The organism is Egbenema bharatensis FJBBOT/2019 (genome assembly GCF_048077055.1).
Classification (GTDB): domain Bacteria; phylum Cyanobacteriota; class Cyanobacteriia; order Elainellales; family Elainellaceae; genus Egbenema; species Egbenema bharatensis.
In genome coordinates this window covers 7,064,101-7,083,083 of sequence record NZ_CP182236.1, presented here as the reverse complement: position 1 = coordinate 7,083,083, position 18,983 = coordinate 7,064,101, and the positions used below count along the sequence as shown (strand labels likewise).

The 18,983-nt window shown below is 52.0% G+C and carries 14 protein-coding genes and 3 pseudogenes; 7 read left to right on the top strand and 10 right to left on the bottom strand.

Annotated features, from left to right (window positions below; all coding sequences use genetic code 11):
- Positions 1 to 47: 47 nt before the first annotated feature.
- Positions 48 to 1,856 (bottom strand): annotated as a pseudogene (thrS, locus tag ACM1PF_RS32955) (threonine--tRNA ligase).
- A gap of 184 nt (positions 1,857 to 2,040) precedes the next feature.
- Between thrS and ACM1PF_RS32950 the strand changes: the two are divergent.
- On the top strand, positions 2,041 to 3,813 hold the full coding sequence (locus ACM1PF_RS32950; RefSeq protein WP_416670654.1) for an SWIM zinc finger family protein: 1,773 nt from the start codon (positions 2,041 to 2,043) through the stop codon (positions 3,811 to 3,813).
- 159 nt (positions 3,814 to 3,972) lie between these two features.
- Here the strand turns inward: ACM1PF_RS32950 and ACM1PF_RS32945 are convergent, their stop codons facing one another.
- Positions 3,973 to 4,359, bottom strand: coding sequence for a hypothetical protein (locus tag ACM1PF_RS32945; protein WP_416670653.1), 387 nt, complete (start codon positions 4,357 to 4,359; stop codon positions 3,973 to 3,975).
- A gap of 326 nt (positions 4,360 to 4,685) precedes the next feature.
- Between ACM1PF_RS32945 and ACM1PF_RS32940 the strand changes: the two genes are divergently transcribed.
- Both ACM1PF_RS32940 and ACM1PF_RS32935 read left to right on the top strand, forming a co-directional pair.
- Complete coding sequence (locus ACM1PF_RS32940; RefSeq protein ID WP_416670652.1) at positions 4,686 to 5,624, top strand: SLC5 family protein; 939 nt, start codon at positions 4,686 to 4,688, stop codon at positions 5,622 to 5,624.
- Positions 5,624 to 6,280, top strand: a complete 657-nt coding sequence (locus tag ACM1PF_RS32935) for a sodium:solute symporter family transporter (protein ID WP_416670651.1) — start codon at positions 5,624 to 5,626, stop codon at positions 6,278 to 6,280. Before ACM1PF_RS32940 ends, ACM1PF_RS32935 begins: the two co-directional genes overlap by 1 nt.
- 392 nt (positions 6,281 to 6,672) lie before the next feature.
- Here the strand turns inward: ACM1PF_RS32935 and ACM1PF_RS32930 are convergent.
- Positions 6,673 to 7,399 (bottom strand): annotated as a pseudogene (locus tag ACM1PF_RS32930) (heme oxygenase (biliverdin-producing)).
- 479 nt (positions 7,400 to 7,878) lie between these two features.
- Between ACM1PF_RS32930 and ACM1PF_RS32925 the strand changes: the two are divergent.
- Positions 7,879 to 8,580, top strand: a complete 702-nt coding sequence (locus ACM1PF_RS32925; protein WP_416670650.1) for a Uma2 family endonuclease — start codon at positions 7,879 to 7,881, stop codon at positions 8,578 to 8,580.
- A 14-nt stretch (positions 8,581 to 8,594) separates the two neighbouring features.
- Here ACM1PF_RS32925 and proB read toward each other — a convergent pair whose 3' ends face one another.
- From proB to ACM1PF_RS32890, 7 genes and pseudogenes are all read right to left on the bottom strand, one after another.
- Positions 8,595 to 9,707 carry a glutamate 5-kinase gene (proB, locus tag ACM1PF_RS32920; protein WP_416670649.1) on the bottom strand — a complete coding sequence of 371 codons (1,113 nt, stop codon included), beginning with the start codon at positions 9,705 to 9,707 and terminating at the stop codon, positions 8,595 to 8,597.
- A gap of 221 nt (positions 9,708 to 9,928) precedes the next feature.
- Positions 9,929 to 10,477, bottom strand: coding sequence for a YqeG family HAD IIIA-type phosphatase (locus ACM1PF_RS32915; protein WP_416670648.1), 549 nt, complete (start codon positions 10,475 to 10,477; stop codon positions 9,929 to 9,931).
- Between the two features lie 183 nt (positions 10,478 to 10,660).
- Positions 10,661 to 11,761 (bottom strand): endolytic transglycosylase MltG, encoded by a 1,101-nt coding sequence (gene mltG, locus ACM1PF_RS32910; protein WP_416670647.1) that lies wholly within the window; start codon positions 11,759 to 11,761, stop codon positions 10,661 to 10,663.
- 32 nt (positions 11,762 to 11,793) lie between these two features.
- On the bottom strand, positions 11,794 to 12,393 hold the full coding sequence (locus ACM1PF_RS32905; RefSeq protein WP_416670646.1) for a DUF3727 domain-containing protein: 600 nt from the start codon (positions 12,391 to 12,393) through the stop codon (positions 11,794 to 11,796).
- A 185-nt stretch (positions 12,394 to 12,578) separates the two neighbouring features.
- The gene (gene ruvX / locus ACM1PF_RS32900; RefSeq protein ID WP_416670645.1) at positions 12,579 to 13,043 is read right to left on the bottom strand and encodes a Holliday junction resolvase RuvX; all 465 of its coding nucleotides are present in this window, start codon (positions 13,041 to 13,043) and stop codon (positions 12,579 to 12,581) included.
- 27 nt (positions 13,044 to 13,070) lie between these two features.
- Positions 13,071 to 14,261, bottom strand: a complete 1,191-nt coding sequence (locus tag ACM1PF_RS32895; protein WP_416670643.1) for a GNAT family N-acetyltransferase — start codon at positions 14,259 to 14,261, stop codon at positions 13,071 to 13,073.
- A gap of 16 nt (positions 14,262 to 14,277) precedes the next feature.
- Positions 14,278 to 15,458, bottom strand: a pseudogene (locus ACM1PF_RS32890) (F420-0:Gamma-glutamyl ligase).
- A 222-nt stretch (positions 15,459 to 15,680) separates the two neighbouring features.
- Here ACM1PF_RS32890 and cruF point away from each other — a divergent pair.
- From cruF to ACM1PF_RS32875, 3 genes are all read left to right on the top strand, one after another.
- The gene (gene cruF / locus ACM1PF_RS32885; RefSeq protein ID WP_416670642.1) at positions 15,681 to 16,628 is read left to right on the top strand and encodes a gamma-carotene 1'-hydroxylase CruF; all 948 of its coding nucleotides are present in this window, start codon (positions 15,681 to 15,683) and stop codon (positions 16,626 to 16,628) included.
- A 114-nt stretch (positions 16,629 to 16,742) separates the two neighbouring features.
- A complete protein-coding gene (gene cruG, locus ACM1PF_RS32880; protein WP_416670640.1) occupies positions 16,743 to 17,936 on the top strand; it encodes a 2'-O-glycosyltransferase CruG in 1,194 nt (397 codons plus the stop codon).
- Positions 17,937 to 18,051: 115 nt separating this feature from the next.
- Entirely contained in the window at positions 18,052 to 18,831 is a 780-nt protein-coding gene (locus ACM1PF_RS32875; RefSeq protein ID WP_416670638.1) for a ZIP family metal transporter, read from the top strand.
- Positions 18,832 to 18,983: the final 152 nt, after the last annotated feature.

The following is an 18,983-nucleotide window of genomic DNA, read 5'->3' as shown; positions in this document are numbered from 1 at the left end:
GAGGGGTAGGGGTGGGTTCAAAGGCTTTAGTGCCCCGCCCTGCCCCATTAAAAGTCAGCGTAATTTGTCACCGCTTCCTGCATGCGGTTGATCACTTCATCGACTGGAATCGCTCCCAGTTCACCAGAAGCCCGCGTCCGAATGCTCAGAGCGTTTGCCTCCAGCTCTTTGGCCCAATCACCGCCATCACCGGGATTTTTTCCTTCTCAGCGTTGCGGATCATTTTACCGAGGCGTTCTCCACTGCGATCGACCTCCACCCGAATCCCTAGAAGCCGCATTTTTTCTGCGGTTTGCATCGCAAAGGACATTTGATCCTCCGTGACGCACAGCAGCCGAATCTGGACGGGAGCCAGCCACAGCGGGAAATCTCCGGCATATTCTTCGATCAGAATCCCGATCAACCGTTCCAGGGAGCCAAAGGGGGCCCGATGGATCATCACGGGTCGTTCGCGGCTACCGCCTTCTGCAACATACTCCAGCTCAAACCGTTCGGGCAAGTTGTAATCCACCTGCACCGTTCCCAGTTGCCATTCCCGCTCCAGGGCATCCTGGAAGATGAAGTCCAGCTTGGGGCGTAGAAAGCGGCTTCCCCAATACCGAGGAAGTGTTCCATCTCCAGGGTTTCCACTGCATTACGGATGGCTGCCTCCGCCTTGTTCCAGGCCTCATCGGAGCCAATGTATTTGTCGGAGTCTGGATCGCGGAAGCTGAGACGGGCCTTAAAGTTCTTTAGTCGCAGGCTGTTGAAGACCGACAGGATCAGGTCTACCACCTTAAGGAATTCCGTCTCCAACTGCTCTGGTGTCACGAACAGGTGGGAGTCATCCACGGTGAAGCCCCGCACGCGCGTTAAGCCGCCCAACTCGCCCGATTGCTCATAGCGATAAACGGTGCCGAATTCCGCTAATCGAATCGGTAACTCGCGGTAGGAGCGCAACTGACTCTTGTAGATCTGGATGTGGAATGGGCAGTTCATCGGCTTCAAGACAAAGCCCTGCTCCGATAGACGGGACTGATCATCCTCCGCCATCATCGGAAACATATCTTCCTGATACTTCTGCCAGTGGCCAGAAATCTTAAACAAATCAATCCGGGCAATATGCGGCGTAACCACAGGAAGATAGCCCCGCTTTAGCTGTTCCTGCTTCAGGAAATCCTCCAGGGTCGATCGCAGCACCGTTCCTTTAGGAGTCCACAGGGGCAACCCCGGCCCACCGGATCCGCAAAAATGAACAGCCCCAACTCTTTCCCCAGGCGACGATGATCCCGACGCAGGGCTTCTTCCTTACGGCGTTTGTATTCCGCTAATTGCTCCGGAGTTTCCCAGGCCGTGCCATAAATTCGCTGGAGTTGGGCCTTGGTTTCATCCCCGCGCCAGTAGGCTCCGGCGACATTTTCCAGGTCGATCGCATCGGGGTTCAGCTCGCTCGTATTTTCCAGGTGCGGCCCGGCACACAGATCCCACCATTCTTCCCCCAGGTGGTAGATCGTGATGGGATCGCCCTTAATGTCTGAGAGAATTTCCAGCTTATACGGCTCTTTGATCGACTGAATCCGGTGCTCTGCTTCCTGCCGCGTCACCTCTTCCCGAACCACGGGCAACTTCCGCCGGATAATCTTCGCCATTTCTTTCTTAATGGCTTTCAGATCCTTCTCGGTAAAGGGTTCTGGGCTATCAAAGTCATAGTAGAAGCCATTCTCAATCCAGGGGCCGATCGTCACTTGCGCCTTGGGAAATAGCTTCTGAACCGCCATCGCCATGACATGGGAGGTGGTGTGGCGGATCTTTTTGAGTTGCTCAGATTCGCTGGTCTTCGGCAGGTGGATTTTTTCGGCGGGTGCTGACTGAGACATGGGTTCGTAAGAGTGGGTTAGTTCAAATAGAGATACGACAAGGTTGATTGTAGGCGATCGAGGGGGGGTAGGGGCGAATTGCGATTCGCCCGTTCCAGGATCAGGGCAAGGGCAAATTGCCTTCACCTATCCAAAGAGTTGCTATCATTTCCCTATTCTATGCAGTCCCTCTCCAGATTGGCGTATGGCATCACCACTGGCTGACATTCTGACCCGCGATCGATTGCTGGATCTGGCGGGTGATCTCTACTTCCAGCGCGGTGAGGACTATTTCCGCCGAGGACAAGTTGGCTCACTGGCAGAATACGATGGGGTGCTGACGGCTCAGGTGGCGGGAACTGAGGAGTATCGGGTGCAACTCTGGGTGGAAGGGGAGGAGCTGGACTATGATTGCACCTGTCCCCTGGGAGCGGAAGGAGCCTGCTGTAAGCATTGTGTGGCAGTGGGTTTAACCTGGTTGCGAAATCCAGAGGTCATTGCTGATTTAGCAGAAGGGGATGTGGCGGCACCCGTTCCCCGAAAGCGATCGTCTCGTATGACCACGATGGAGGATGTGGCAACCTATCTCAAGGGGTTAAATAAAGACGATCTGGTCAAAATGGTGATCGATCGGGCAATGGACGATGCCCAGTGGCAGGAAGCGTTGATTATGAAAGCAGCCACTCGGGCTGAGCGCATTAATATCAAAACCTTTGAACGGGCCCTCCGCAATGCAATTCGTCCGGGGAGTTTTATTGGTTATTACGAAGCCTACAGCTATGCCGAGGGCGTTTCAACTGCCTTCGACTCCCTGGAAGACTTGCTAGAAGCAGGCTATGCTCAGGAGGTGATGGAGCTGTGCGAGTATACCTTCCCGCTGTTTGAAGAGTCCCTCAACTCAGTGGACGATTCCGATGGACATATGACTCCCCTGATGGAGCAGTTGCAGGAGTTACACTATAGGGCTTGTCTGGAGGTAAAACCCGATCCCGAAACCCTGGCAGAACGCTTGTTTGAGGGGGAGATGCAATCCGGTTTTGGAATGTTTGATAGTGCTATCAACACCTATGCCGCAGTCCTGGGCAAACGGGGCATCGATCGCTACCGTCAATTGGTAGAGGCAGAATGGGAAAAACTCCCGCCGCTTAATGCCAGTCAGTCTCGCGCCAGCTTTTCCAGTGCCCGGTGGCAGTTGACGCGGATGATGGAAAATTTGGCGCAACAGTCTCAGGATCTGGAAGCTTTGATTGCCATCAAAAAACGCGATCTCTCCCGCCCTGCCAATTATCTGGCGATCGCCAAACTCTATCAGCAAACCGGAGAGCCGGATCAGGCGCTGGAATGGGCAGAGCAGGGAATGCAGACGTTTCCCGATCGCCCCGATGCCCAACTCCGAGAATTTCTGGTTGAAGAATACGAACGACGCGGACGGTTTGATCAAGCGATCGATTTAATCTGGAATGCCTTTAAACAGATGGCTCACCTGGGAAGCTATCAACGGCTTAAAGAACAGGCTGAAAAGCACCATGATTGGGCTGAGTGGCGCGATCGGGCCTTGTCCTATGTCCGAGAACAGGTTGCTTCCGGTAAACAGCAGCGAACCAGTTACGGATACTCCTTGCACGACCACTCCACCCTGGTGGAAATTTTCCTGTGGGAAGGGAACCCAGAACAGGCATGGATTGAAGCGCAGGCAGGCGGATGTAGTCAAAAACTGTGGTTCAAACTGGCCGAACTGCGTAAAGCAGATCATCCTGAAGAGGTTCTGCCGATCTATCAGAAACAGGTTGAACCCCTGATTCAACAAACCAATAATCAGGCCTACGCGGATGCCGTTGAATTCCTCCGCAAGTCCCGCGAGCTGATGGTACGACTCGATCGCGCCCAGGAGTTTGAACAGTGGGTTGCCCATCTGCAACGCACCTACAAAGCCAAGCGAAACTTCATGAAGTTGGTGAAACAAGCGGGATGGGGATAGGAGCGGTCGGGGGATCATCAGGTCAGTAGGGGCGAATCGCGAATCGCCCTTAACTCAACGGGGATCCATACAGACCGATCGCCATCCACCATGATCCCTGTTCGCCATTTCAGGTGAGAAGTCCGGATTCGTGATCCCAAACCCCCGACCCCCTTTAACTCAATATCCCAAATACGTCTTCGACAAATACCGACCCAACCGGTTCAACGGATTGGCGACTTTGGGATTCATATCCCCCCCTTCATCGACGATCGCCGTGCCAATTAACTCAGCAAAATCCTCATCCGACATTTCACCAGACTGATGCTTTTGAAACGCATTCACAACGGTGAGTAAATCGTCTACCGAAAAATCGTAACCATTCTTTGCTGCAAATTCTGCTACCAGTGGAGCACGTTCTTCCAGCGCCACTGACTCTTCTGCATCCAATTCAGCTTCACTGCTAATATTGCCATCACCAACCCCTAATAGGGCTTCTAGCTGCTGCCGTAAAGCTTCATTTTCAGCGGTCTTTTGCATGAACTCTAGTACTGCTACAGTTGCCATGATTAATGCTGCCCTACTCTATAGGTTGCCCAAATTATATCAAGGCTGTTTGGGGGGCGTGGCTTAACAAAAGCTGAAGGTTCGGCAAATAATGATGGAAAAAAGTAATTTGCGTACTTAAAACTCTAGATTCTTTCCATAGGTAGATGAAGCTAAGGAGACACTCCTTCGAGAGGGGGATGTAGAGGTATTAGCTAGGCTAATAGGATACCCAATATCCAGCTTATGTATCACACATAACAGAAGGCGATCGTCTTGTCATTTGCAGCAAGTCAGCGATCGTCTGGCTTTGCAGTTTTTTTTATTCCCATCATGGTTTTTAAAAAATGGAAGAGGCAAATATTCAATTTGAACTAACAGGCTTAGATCTGGGAATTTTGATTGCCTATGTGATTGGCGTGTTGGCGATCGGGTTCTGGATTGGGCGAAAAAAAGAAGATCAGGAGAGTTTTTTCTTAGGAGGAAGGGGTAGTAATTGGTTCTTAATTGGGTTCGCGTTAATGGCAGCGAATCTATCCGGTACATCTTATGTAGGACTGGCAGGAGCCGGATACGATGACGGGATTAGCGTCTGGAACTATGAATGGATGGCAACATTAGTACTGTGTTTCTTTGCTGTATTCATCTTGCCATACTATTTGCATTCTAAAGTTTCAACAATGCCGGAGTTTTTAGAAAAGCGATATGACGGTCGATCGCGGGTTCTATTCTCGGCATTTACTATATTCACGGCTATGTTCATTGACTCTGCGGGAGCAATGTATGCCGGAGCAATCACACTGCAACTGTTGTTTCCCGATATTGCTCTTTTCTGGTTAATTGTGACGATCGCAGTTTTGGGTGGTATTTATGTGCTTCTGGGCGGGCTGTCTGCTGTCATGGTGACAGATACCATCCAGGGAATTCTATTGCTGACTGCAGGCGGCGTTATCTTTTTTGTTGGGATGGCTCAGTTGGGTTCCTGGCAGGCGATCGTTGATGCAGCTCCCCCCGATGGTTTCACGGTATTCAAGCCAGCGGATGATGATTTCTTGCCCTGGCCCGGCATCTTTAGCGGCGTGTTGTGGTTAGGGATTTACTACTGGATTACCAACCATGTGGTGGTACAAAAAGTCCTGTCTGCCCGTAACGTTAATCACGGACGATGGGGTGCTTTGTTCTGCGGACTATTGCAACTGCCGCTCCTGTTCCTGCTGATTTTACCTGGCACAATGGGTCGATCGCTCTATCCTGATCTCCCCGATCCCGATATGGTCTGGCGGTGATGGCCTTTGACCTGTTGCCCGTGGGACTACGGGGACTGGTACTGGCGGCATTAGTAGCAGCTCTGATGTCTACCTTAGACTCTGCCCTCAACGGTGCATCATCCCTCGTCACCAATGATTTTGTCCGCCAACTCAAACCCGACCTGAGCGAACGCCGACTCCTGTTTTACGGACGAGTCACGATCGGTGTGTTTATGGTGTTGGCCGTGATCTGGGCTCCCCAAATCGCCAATTTCCCGACGATCGTAGAATACTTCCAGTCCTTCCTGGGTCACATCACCATGCCCGTCGTCACCGTCTTCCTGGGTGGCTTACTCTGGCGACGCACGACTCGCCATGCCGCATTTGTCACCCTGGCAGTTGGGATTCCGGTAAGCATTGCCATGTTCGTAGTTGGCGAAATTATGGAACTTTACGATCTCCAGTTTCTCTATGCCACCGGATTGATCCTGCTGTTTAGCGTTGCCCTGCTGGTGGGAGTCACCCTCATGACCCCGGCTCCCGATCGTCAGGCGATCGCTGATATTACCTGGTCAGACCGAACCTGGCGGGAAGAGTCGGAAGAGCTGGAAGGCACTCCCTGGTGGCTGAACTACCGAATTCAGGCGATCGTATTGGTGATTTTTACCATAGCAATGGTGATCTACTTCGCGTAGTAGAAGCGTTCGCGTAATAGAAGCGGGCATGAATTCAGGAATACGAATTTAATCATTTAGAATTCTTGTGGGGTGGGCAGCGTTTCGACTGAGCTCAAGCCGAAGTCTTGCCCGCCCAGTCAACAAGGCAGAATGATCACAGGTTATTTAATCCACGACCCATAGCAACCGTAGAGCGGGCATCTTGCCCGCGCAGGCTGGAAGCCTGCACTACGAAAGAAGGGTGGGCACTGCCCACCCTTTCTATTTCTACCCAGGCTTTTGTTCCTATAAAAAACAACGAGGGCCAGGATTTCCGATCGCCAGCCTTACGCTTTAATCACCGCATCTTGCAGCCATTAAACGGTAGACCAACAACCCCAAATCCCAGCCCTCGAAAAAATCCGCGTCTCCTATTCAGCCGTCGCCGCCAATCCAGTATCCGTGCTGCCCCGTACCCGCCGCCGCGTCAGCGTGTTGAACAGCATTTGACCGATCGCCTTGATTAAGTTGCCTTCTAACTCCTGGAACATCTTCATGTTCAACCCAAAGGCATCATTGGCTTCATCCACAATCCGATCGGCAGTGGCATCGTCGATCGGCATTTCATCCAGGTTTTGCCGATACTTTACCTTAAAGGCTTTCTCATCGGGAATCGCGTCAAACTCATAGAAGGCAGTCCCTTCACCCTCAGACAGGTTCATCGCCCGTTGCGCAATGTTCTTGAGAATTTGTCCGCCGGACAGATCGCCAATGTAGCGCGTATAGGAATGGGCCACTTAGTAGTTCAGGAGCTGTATTAGAAATCTCCCGAATCCGATTGACATAGAGTTCGCAGGCAGGAGAAGGCGCAATCTGTTCCCGCCAGTTGCTGCCATAGTAGTAAGCCAAATCCTGTTCTAGAGTCCCTTTGCGATGCAACTCAGGAAAGTAAATTTTAGAAACAACAGGGTGCTGCTTGTGACGCTCCATTTCCTCTTCCATTGCGGAATAAACGAAATAGAAGTTGGAAGCCAGCTTCCGATAGGAGGTCTTTTCAACCACGCCCTTCAGGAAGCATTTGATGAAACCCATATTTTCAGCAGCAGTGTGAGCTTTCTTGGTGCCCTCTCGCAGCTTGGTTGCTAGATTACTGGTCATACTAAAAGTCCTACTTAACGTCCCAACACTTGTTTCGTTATTTGAAAGTCAACCGGATTTAAAAACCAGCCGATCGTTACATGGCGCACTGTCACACAACGTACAATTGCATGGCGCAGACCGTTCACTGAGGTACTTCTGAGGGGTAGCTCAGATAAAAGAACCGATCGAGTGAAGCAGTGCTTACAAACAGCAAAAAATGCACCTAAATTGTTACAGTAGACTGATTTGATGAGCGTTTTTGTTAAAAATTCTTACGCTCTATCGCGTTAGGTTGAGTCGATCGCAGCCCATTTCCTGATTTTTCGGGATATTCGTCCCTATGCAGCAAAAATCCTGCTCTCATTCTGGGTATTCTCCCCCTGATCTGCTCTCATTTTGTTCAGCTTGGACTGCAATCCCCCATCAATTCTAATCGATCGAAATTAAAGATCAGGTTTGTTACAATAACAGTATCTGGTGATTCCAGGAATGTGGCGATGGTGAAGGCACGATCGAGTCATGCACAATCTAGTTCTGCAAATGGGTCACTGCCTCCTCTGGAAAGCGGCGATCGGCTGACACGGCAAGAGTTTGAGCGGCGCTATCATGCTATGCCCCATCTTAAGAAAGCTGAACTGATTGAAGGAGTGGTTTACGTGCCATCGCCGCTGCGTTTTGAACCCCATGCTGAACCGCACGGACAACTCATCACTTGGCTCGGAGTTTACCAGGCTATGACCGGGGGGGTGCGGATGGGAGATAACCCAACAGTGCGGCTTGATCTGGATAACGAACCCCAACCGGATGCCGTCCTGTTGATTAGTGATGCAGTAGGGGGGCAATCCCGTCTGAGCAGTGATGGCTATATTGAAGGGGCACCTGAATTGGTGGCAGAGGTGGCGGCTAGCAGTGCTGCCTATGATTTGTATGACAAGAAAAACGCTTACCGCCGCAATGGAGTGCAAGAATACATTGTTTGGCAGGTGCTTGACCAGAAACTCGACTGGTTTGTGCTGCGAGGGGGGGAATACATTGCACAGGAAACCAATGTGGACATTATTCGGAGTGAAGGATTTCCGGGTTTATGGCTGGCAGTAACAGCACTGCTAGATGGAGATATGACAAAGGTGCTGGCTACGGTGCAGGAGGGGATCCGTTCACCAGAACACGAGGCGTTTGTCCAACGACTGAGAATCTAAGCATAGCAGGGAAATCAACTGCTCAAAACCAGATTATCTCGGTGAACCACGGTATCAGCTCCGGCATGACCCAGGATTTCAGGAATCTTGTCTGAATGACAGCCCAGGATTTTTTGCAAATCCAGACTGTTATAGTTGACAATTCCCCGCGCAATTTCCTGCCCCCGTTCATCGCATAGTTGCACCGCATCCTGGCTTTGAAATTCTCCTTCAATTTCGGTAATGCCTGCGGCCAGCAACGATCGCCCGGCTTGCCGAATTGCTTTAACAGCTCCCTGATCCAGATACAGCTTTCCAGCGGGAACCAAGCCGTGAGCGATCCAGCGTTTGCGTGCATTAACAGCATGGGGCAGTGGCGCAAACTGAGTGCCCAGGGATTCCCCTTGCAGAATTTTGAGCATATTCTGCGGTGATTTACCCTCAGTAATCACAGTGCGAATTCCGGCAGTAGTGGCAATCCGAGCCGCTGCAATTTTTGTCACCATGCCCCCCGTCCCCCAGGCAGTACCCCGATCGCCCACTTCAATATTCAGTTCCGCTAGGTGTTCAATCTTTTCGACTTCCAGAATCGGTTGGGCATCGGGATTGTAGCGCGGGTCTGCGGAATAGAGCCGATCGACATCTGTGAGCAAAAACAGCCAGTCCGCCTCGACCAGGCTGGCCACCATCGCTGAGAGGGTGTCATTATCCCCAAACTTCAGCTCATCCACTGCCAGGGTATCGTTCTCGTTCACGATGGGAATTACCCCCAGATGGAGCAATTGCCGAAAGGTGCGATAGGCATTGACGTAGCGACTGCGCTGAACTAAGTCACTGCGGGTCAGGAGTACCTGGGCGATCGGTTGTTGGAGGGAGCTAAACAGGTCGTCATACACACGCATCAGCCGTCCCTGCCCCACCGCCGCCACCGCCTGCTTCATAGAAATGGTTCGGGGGCGTTCCGTCAGTCCCAACCGGGCACAACCCACCCCTACCGCCCCGGAAGACACCAGAACCACATGATGTCCCTGCTGACGAAGCTGGCTGAGGGTTTCTACCAGTTGAGCGATCGTCGCCAACGCCAGAAAACCTGTATCTGATTTCGTCAGACTCGAAGTACCAATTTTGACCACGATCGTTTGGGACATAGGAAGCGCAGATCCTTATTCTTCTTCAAAGGCAAATTCTTCTTTAAAAGCAAAATGCCAGCCCTCTATTGGTGAGAACTAGCACTTTGCCATGTGTCTATCGTGATTTAACGTCTAGGGTCTTTATATTGGCTGACCCCATTCAATCTAAACTCAATCCTATCCACAAAAAACAAATGCATTGGTTTCCTTAATTCTTTTTTTATATTTATTGCTCCGGGTTAAAGTTTGTCTGGATTTGTTGCGTTTTGTTGCTCGAAGGGTAACGTTGCCCCCAGACTTTGGGAGAGCCAAACTTCAAAATCTCGCAGTACATGGCGATGACTGACCCTGGCGGGATTCACCATCGGCTCCACCAGGATGGTAAACATACCCAGCCGATTGCCAGCTAAAACGTCCGTGAACAATCGATCGCCCACCATTGCGACTTGATGCGCTGGCAGCCCCATTGCCGTCACCGCTTGCCGGAGCTTTCGCCGGGATGGTTTTCCAGCCCCCAGAATGTAGGGGGCATTGAGTGACTTGGCAATCCGACTGATCCGCACTTGGCTAATGTTGTTACTCACTAGCCACAGATTAACCGTTGGTCGGACGGCGTTCACCCATTCCCGCAGTTCTGGTGAGGCTTCAGTCATAGAAACCGGAACTAGAGTGTCATCTACATCTAACACCAGTCCCTTCAGGTTGTTTTCCTGAAGTCGCTCTGGAGTCAGGTCGAGAATTGAACTACCTAAGATCAGGTCGGGTTGCAGCAAGTTTGCCCAAGGCATAGCAATTTGGTGGTATGGGTAAAAAAAACGAAAGGAGGCAGCACATTCAATCTGCCTGAGGTCTGTTATGATTTTTCCCTTCTTAATAGTGGAAACTAACTCTAATCTAGCGAATCAACTCAACTCAGTGCTGTTTTCCAGAAATCATCCAACAGCTATCCGGTTCTGGCAGCCTGGAAGTAGCTAGTTTGTGGTTTCCGATCGGGATTCACTTTGGGCCGATCGTCCATCATGGATGGCGGCTTGCGCTGCTTCGTGTTCTGCCAGGGTGCGGCTAAACACATGGGTGCCATCGTACCGGGCCACAAAGTAAAGATAATCTGTATCCGGTGGTTCCAGCGAAACCTCCAGACTGGAAACGCCTGGACTGGCGATCGGGGTAGGGGGCAACCCTGCATTGATATATGTATTGTACGGTGACGGGATTCGCACCTGGGCAAAGGTCAGGGGTTGATCCTCGGTCTGACGAATCCCCAGGGCATATTCCACGGTCGGATCAGCCCCAAGGGGAATGCCATCCCTTAACCTCCGGGCAAACACCCCTGCAATTTCTGGGCGTTCATCGTCAATCACGGTTTCTTTTTCGACGATGCTGGCCAACGTCACCCACTCCAGGAAGCTATAGGGCGTTTGTGCCTGTCCCTGTTCATAAATCGGGAGTGCCACCTGCTCAAACCGGGCCAGCATCTGATTCACGATCGCAGTGGGGCTGGTGTCTTCTGCAACTTTGTAGGTGTCAGGATAAAGAAAGCCTTCTAAATGAGGTAAGTCGGGCGAGAGCCAGGGAAATGCTTCGGTTGGAATTTGCTCAGTTGCCGCGACAAACTCCTCAGCCGAGAAGAAGCCCTGGTTTTCAAAATAGATTGCCATTTCCCGAATTGACCACCCTTCTGGGATGGTGAAGCTGCGCTCGACGATCGAACCGCTCCAAATCTTACCGGCAATGTCAGACAATGCCTCCGTTGGCGAGATCTCGTAGGTTCCCGCCTGGAAACTGCCGTTGCGATCGCGTAAGGTTTCCCAGCGTGTCCACAGGTTCCAGGCCGTCGTGGAGCGAATTAGGCCGATCGCCTTCAGGTTTTCGCCAATTTCCTGGGCCGTGCTGCCAGGGGGAATTTGGAGCTGTACAGTTCCGTCTGCGGTCGGGCTAACTTCTTGCTCCGAAGCAACCGGAGCACTGGCCCAACTCCACCAGGCCCAACCCTGCCAACCACAAACGCCGATGGTGGCAGGAAGCAGGATCAGGTAGAAAAACCACTTAGAAATACGTGAAAATGCTGTCATTGCTGAATAAGGGGGCTAGAGGGATTTTGAGATTACTCTAGTTCGTCATCCATCAGTTCTGCCTGCTGTTCCAACTGCGCCCGCACTTCTTGAAATTCGTCCAGTGCCATCAAGACTTGGAAATCTTCAGGCGAAAGCAGTTCAGGCTGACCGCTAGGAGTCATCTGGGCAAAAAACAAAAGCGGATCCAGGGGAGTACAAACGACGTATTCTTGCTCTTCATGGAAAAAAGAGGCGAGTTGCTGAAATTGCTCCATGTTCATGGGTTCATCATCCCCCTCTTCAATGTCCAGGGAAATGATATCGTCCTCGTTAATTTCCGGTAAGTCACCGCTTGCCGTCAGCGTGAGGGCGGTATGGTGCAACATCAAATCCTGCTCTGCCAGGACAGCTCTGGCTGTGGAGAATACTTCCTCCAACTCGCCTTCGTCAATGTCCATTAGCAATTCGTCATCACTTTCATCATCTTCCGCCCAGGCAAAAATTTCGATCGGTGTATCGACCGGAAGCAGAAGGACATATTCTTTGCCTTTGGCCCGGATGGTTTGCTCAACGTAACAAAGCAGCGATCGTCCCTCTTCGTCAATCAAGCTAACGGTTTGTGCATCACCTTCCATTGTTGTCCTATCCATTCCCAAATATTCCTACGTTTTTCCTACGCTTTTTTCCTACACTCTTTCGGAATGCCTCTATGCAGGCACAATCGGCTCTATATTAATGGCAAAATAACCTACTACCGATATACCACTGCCAATCATACTTCACTCTGCGACTTGCACTGCGCATTTTTCAGCCTGAGTCTGCCTTAAGGCAGATTTTAATGGCAATCGGTCAAAGTTTCCCGACGCTGCGCCTCTAACCGTCGCTCATCTAGCCACCGCTGCAAAATGATCGCTGCTGCCTTGCGATCGATTAAAGACTTGTGGCGGGAGGGAGAACGCCGCTCGGATTGGATCAATTGCTCGGCTTGAACTGAAGTCAATCGCTCATCCACGTACTCTAGCGGAAGTTGCAAGGCGTGGCTCAAGCGATTGGCCAATTTCTGCACCTGTTTTGCCTGAGATCCCAGTTCGCCACCCATGGTATACGGTAATCCCACCACCAGCAGTTCAACCTGGCGTTCCTCCACCAGTTGGCGCAAGATTTCCACATCCTGAGCAAACGATCGGCGTTCCAGCGTCATTAAGCCCGTAGCAATTAAGCCCGTCCCATCACAGCCAGCGACTCCAATCCGCTTTCTGCCAATATCTAAACCGAGGGCGGAAATGCGAGATGAAGTCATAGGCTGAGGTCAGGATCAGGGTAAAAATCAGCTATCCTCATTTTCGGGGGGTGGGAGTTTTGTGACTCCATTGCGGTTCTCCAGAGGCGGATGCAGGGTAAAGCGACCCGGAACGGGCTTGCGGGCAGGCTGAAGTCCCTGCAATACCTCCGAAAGTTGGAGTCCATCCAGGGCAAACTTCGACTCTCGAAGCTTGTGCCACACTGAGCGAGACATCATCAGCGTATGTTCAATCCGAGTCGCACCAATTTGCTCTAAATATTCTTCCCGCTCAGGTTGATAGTCGGCTGAGAGCAGTTGCAAGGATTGGCTGGGATAGTCTTTGGCAGCTCGGGCCATTTGGGCCAGCAGTTCGGGATAGAGCCAGGTATAGGCTGGATGTACGGTGAGTTGAGCCGTGTGCGGTTTCGCGCTGTTGCGGTTCAGGGCAATTCGAAAGTAGCCGATCGCCGCTTTACGCTGGGGTTCAAACACATAGCCACAGGCAACATCCGTATGGCTGACCCATCGCTTCAGGCTGCCCATCATCGAGCCAAGCAGATTGGTTTTAAAGTCAATCACATGGCGATCGAAAACCTGCCGAACCAGGGGCGGCATAGACACCGTATCTAGCTGGTGCAACAAACTGGCATCCGCATTACTCACGGGCAACAGGTTCGGTAAATCTGGCTCTCGCTCCGCCAGGTTCTGCAACTGCTCTGGAGCAATTTCCCAATAGGTCATTTTAGCCAGGGTCTGGAAGCCGTTGTGCCGATATAGGGCCAGGGTCGCCTTATCGTTGACATTGACTTCAATCAGCCAGGTTCGCGCTTCCCAGATGGCTTGAAAGCAGTAACGCAGGAGCTGTGACCCAATATCCATTGATAGGGGCTGCTCCGGATTGGTTGCCAAGGGATCACCCACGAGCACATGATCCACTCGCCAGGTACTCCGAGTCCGGTTAAAGGGGGAGACTTGAATCAGTCCACAAAGTCGTCCCGCCTGCTCCGCCACGTAGGTGCCGAAGAAATGCTGAAGGGGGTTGGGGAAAATACTCAGGACTCGGAATGGCCGGTACCAGCGTCGAATCTGGCGAATTTGCCGCCCCAGGTCTACCAAATTTCCACTCTCTTCCGAGCCTGCGTCGGTTGCGGTCAGGCGAGCCAGTTCATCGAGATCCCGATATTGCACAGGACGAACGGTGACGGTCGTTGAGGTTTGCGGGGACACTGAGGTCATAGAACTCACGGTTGAACTACGCTGTGGGAGTTGGGCGAATCAGCACAAGGGGGGTTTGCTCATCAGCATTGCCTGCTGGGTTGCTAATCAGTGCCTGCTCTAAAAGCTCCAGGGATGTGCCTGGAGTCGCTGCCAATATCTTAACTGCTTTCAGATCGTTTGCGTCTACGATCGCTGCGGCTAACCCCGTTTCTTGATAAATTTCATCCACCACCTGCTGCGGATTTTCCGGCCCTAAGACAATAAATTGATCATAGGGCGGTAGGGTTCCGGTGACATCATCAATCAGACGAGCCTGTTCTCCCGCCAGCACATAAAACATTCCCGGTTTTCCCAACAGCTTTTTGCCCACCGCCCCTCCCAGAAAGGCAAACAGCACGCGCCAGGCCCCAACGACATCCACTAATGCCTGGAGTCCGCAGGCCGTCGCCAGGCTAGAAGTGGGCATGAAGTAGTAGCACAGCCGCCGGGCCAACCAGCCGGGACGGATATCCGTGGGATGGCGGAAGCGACCCTGCATCAGGGCGACGGGCGTTTCACCGATCGTGATAATGTCTCCGGGTTGGGATTGGGGCAGGGCATAGCGTTTTACGACCTCAACGGGATTATCCAGATGAGTCAGTAAATGCGTCCGCACGGGCAGCACATCTGCCTTAATGGCGGGTCGCCAGCGATGGGTTTCCTCTGGAACTGGGAACTTTAAGGGCACGATGATGTGCCGTACCTTGGGAATGCGTCCCTGGGGGCCGTAGGTGATGTAGTGCACTCGCAGCCAGGCAGACTCCAGGGGCGATAGGTCTTTTCCAGTAATGTTGACCGAAATTTCCAGGCGGGTGGGTTTGCGTTTAACGATATAGCCAAACCAGTAGCCATCTGGCCGGCCGGGGCATCCGGATGGCGGGGCGTAACCTGGACGGTAGTTTGCACCTGATCCAGGCTGGCTTTAGAGAGGAGCGTGACCTCCGCCCACAGTTCAGGAACCATCACCTCCAGACGTTTGGTCTGGTTGATTAGCTCCAATTCACCCACCAGCAAATAGTGATCCGGCTCATAGGTTGCCAGATCCCACTCGCCGAGGGTTAACTCTAATCGATTCCCTGGACGACGACGAAACTGCATTTCCAAGACCAGGAAAATCGCTCCAGCCAGGAGCAGCAGCAGTCCAATCCAGCCAACAACGGTATATACGATCGCCACAGTTCTAGTTTGTTGCGTTAATGTGTGTATCCAGTAGCAGTCTATAGTCTATAGAACTGCGTCACATTTGGGGCAGTTTGGTGCAGACCGAAGCCCCACGCCTGCGTTTACAAAACTTATAATTTTGCAGTAGTCTGTAGTGGGATCGAGTTACTGATTGGGATCGAGTAACTCTGCATCCTGCGCTGATTTCTGGCACTTAGGCACTCTGGAGAGTTTGTGATGGAGCGGTTGGAAAAAATAGAACGCTTTTGCTTGATTGGACATTTAGTATCCATGGCGTTCGGATTGGCAGGGCTATTGCTAGTCATGCCTCACCCTGAGTTTTTGTCGTTCGTACCGGCTGGGCAAACTCTCTTTCGCTGGAGTATGGCGGGTGGTGGAGTCGTCTACATTGTCCTGGGAACTGTGGCAGTGGCGATCTACGCCTATCGAACCCTGGGGATACGCAACTGGCTGGCGTTCATGCTGCCTGCGGTGCTGATCTCCCTGAGTAGCGAACTGCTGGGAACAAGTACGGGTTTTCCCTTTGGGCACTATAACTATCTCAGTGGACTGGGTTATAAAATTGCGGGACTGGTTCCCTTCACAATTCCCCTATCGTGGTTTTACCTGGGATTGTCCTCCTACTTACTGGCCAGGGCAGGCTTAGGAGCGGTGTTTTCCCGGCGGGGCGGCTTGTGGCACGTTGGGGCGATCGGTTTGGGCGCGTTGCTTTTAACTTCCTGGGATTTTGTCTTGGATCCAGCCATGAGTCAGACGGCCCTACCCTTCTGGTACTGGCATCAGCCCGGTGCTTTCTTCGGCATGCCCTATCAAAATTTTGCTGGATGGTTGGGGACGGGCATGGTATTTATGACGGTTGCGGCTCTGTTATGGCGAGGACAACCCATCGTCCTGCGGCCGGATCAACTGAACTTCCCCCTGATTGTCTATTTGGGCAATTTTACTTTCGCAATGGTGATGAGCATCGGTGCCGGCTTCTGGGTGCCGATTGCCTTAGGAATTGTGTTAGGAGTGATTCCGGCGATCGTTTGCTGGAAACTTAAGCAATCTCAGACGCTGGAGCCATTTGACTCCTCGGTGCAGGATGGTTTGGCGCATGGGAATAATGGTGCAGCGATAGAAACGCCAAATCCTGCTGCGCCCGTGGTGGTCACAAAAAGTTAGTTGTGCCGATCGTTCCGCAACTCGTTTTGAGCCTTACCAGGGCTGAAACTGACGGAATTTAAAAACTCGCAAAATAGGTTAACTCACAAAACAGGTTAGGAGAAATGCAACGGGATGGAGGAGGTCGCACTGCTGCTGCTATTGGTTCAATTACCGGCTACGGCAATTTTGCTATCCCGGTTGCTGCAAGCACCTGGTCGTCAGCCTCCTTTACAGACTCGATCGCCTACCCCGGATCTACTCGGCAGGGTCAGCGTAATTGTGCCTACGCTAAATGAGGCGGCTCGCATTTCTCCTTGTCTGGAGGGTTTAAGTCGGCAGGGCTATGAAGTGCGAGAAATCATCATTGTAGACAGCCGATCGCAGGATGGTACGGTGGATCGGGTCAAGGCGATGCAAACCCACGATCCCCGCTTTCGGGTTCTGACCGATGATCCCCTGCCTTCGGGATGGGTGGGTCGTCCCTGGGCCTTACACACTGGATTTTTACACAGTTCACCGGACAGTGAGTGGATTCTAGGAATTGATGCCGATACCCAGCCCCAACCAGGTTTGGTGGCCAGTTTAATCCAAACCGCCCAGCAGGGTGGCTATGATCTGATCTCCCTGGCTCCTCAATTTATTCTTAAGGAGTTGGGTGAATTCTGGTTGCAGCCAGCCTTGTTAATTACCCTGATTTATCGGTTTGGCGCAGCGGGCAGTGCTGCCGATGGAGCCGATCGCGTTATGGCCAATGGGCAGTGTTTTCTCTGCCGTCGATCGCTGTTAACCCAGTTGGACGGTTACACCAGTGCGCGCCGTTCCTTTTGTGATGATGTGACGCTGGCTCGAAATGCAGCCCGCTCAGGGGCGAAGGTGGGCTTTCTGGATGGGGCAAACCTGTTGAAGGTGCGGATGTATGAAGGCATGAAAGAAACCTGGCAGGAGTGGGGACGATCGCTGGATTTAAAAGATGCCTGTTCGACTCCTCAGAAGTGGGGTGATCTGGGATTTTTGATCGCCGTGCAGGGACTGCCTTTGCTCGTAACCCTGGGGATTGCCGTTTACCTGATCCTGGGGGGAGCGGCCACTTTACCCATCCGCCTGGCGCTAGGCTTGAATGGCTTCCTGGTGTTGATTCGGTTTGCTTTACAGTGGGCGATCGCCTCTTCCTATGACTTCACCCAAGCCCGATCGGCATGGACATTCTGGCTGGCTCTGTTTGCTGATCCACTGGCGGTTTACCGAATTTTTCTCTCTTCCCTCCGTACCCCAACCCAATGGCGTGGTCGGCAGTATCAACCGCTCTCAGCCAGTCCTTCGGAGTAACAGCCGGAGTAACAGCGAGCATTTTCCCGGATAGTTTTCTTATTGCATCCCGTCCAGTTTCCTGCCACGATCGGTTTTCTATAGTTTCTACCTACCTTTTCTCTGATTTCATCCTATGCCTGCTTCCAGTATTTACCTTGGCATTCTCGGCAGTCTGATTGCCAGCCTTGGCACAGGCTTAGGGGCACTTCCCACGTTATTTATTAAGCGCATTACTCAGAATGTTCAAGGGGTAATGTTGGGGTTTGGTGCGGGGGTGATGCTGGCGGCCACTGCCTTTTCCCTGATTATTCCAGGACTTGAAGCCGCAGATGATGCGTTGGGAAATACGGTGACCGCCGCGCTGATCGTCACTACGGGGATTATTTTGGGTGGGGTATTTCTCTGGCTCAGTCACCAGTATTTTCCCCACGAACATTTTTTCAAGGGCAGAGAAGGGTCTGATGTAATCAACCTGAAGCGGGTCTGGCTGTTTGTGATTGCGATCGCCATCCATAATTTCCCAGAGGGGTTAGCGGTTGGGGTTGGCTTTGGGGGAGAAAATATTGCCAATGGCATTGCTTTAACCGCAGGCATTTTTTTACAGAACATTCCCGAAGGGCTGGTGGTATCCCTTTCTCTGCTTTCTGAGGGTTATTCCAGACGGCAGTCCATTACCATCAGCGCGCTGACGGGTTTGGTGGAACTGGTGGGGGGGATCACTGGCGCAATTGCCATTACCATCGCTCAACCCGTTCTGCCGATCGCCATGGGATTTGCGGCGGGAGCTATGCTATTCGTCATCTGTGATGAAATTATCCCGGAATCAAATCGGCTGGGCTATGAAAAAGCAGGGACGATCGGCGTAATGTCTGGATTTGTGCTGATGATGTTTCTGGATGTGACGTTGGGATAATCAAACTGGCTCAGTCTGTTTGCTCAAGCATGCACATTTAACAACCTAAAACTCTTGTGGGGTGGGCATCTTGCCCGCCCAGTCAACTAGGATAATTACAGGCTATTTGATCCACGATCCTTAGCAATACAAATGTAATAACCTGAAATTCT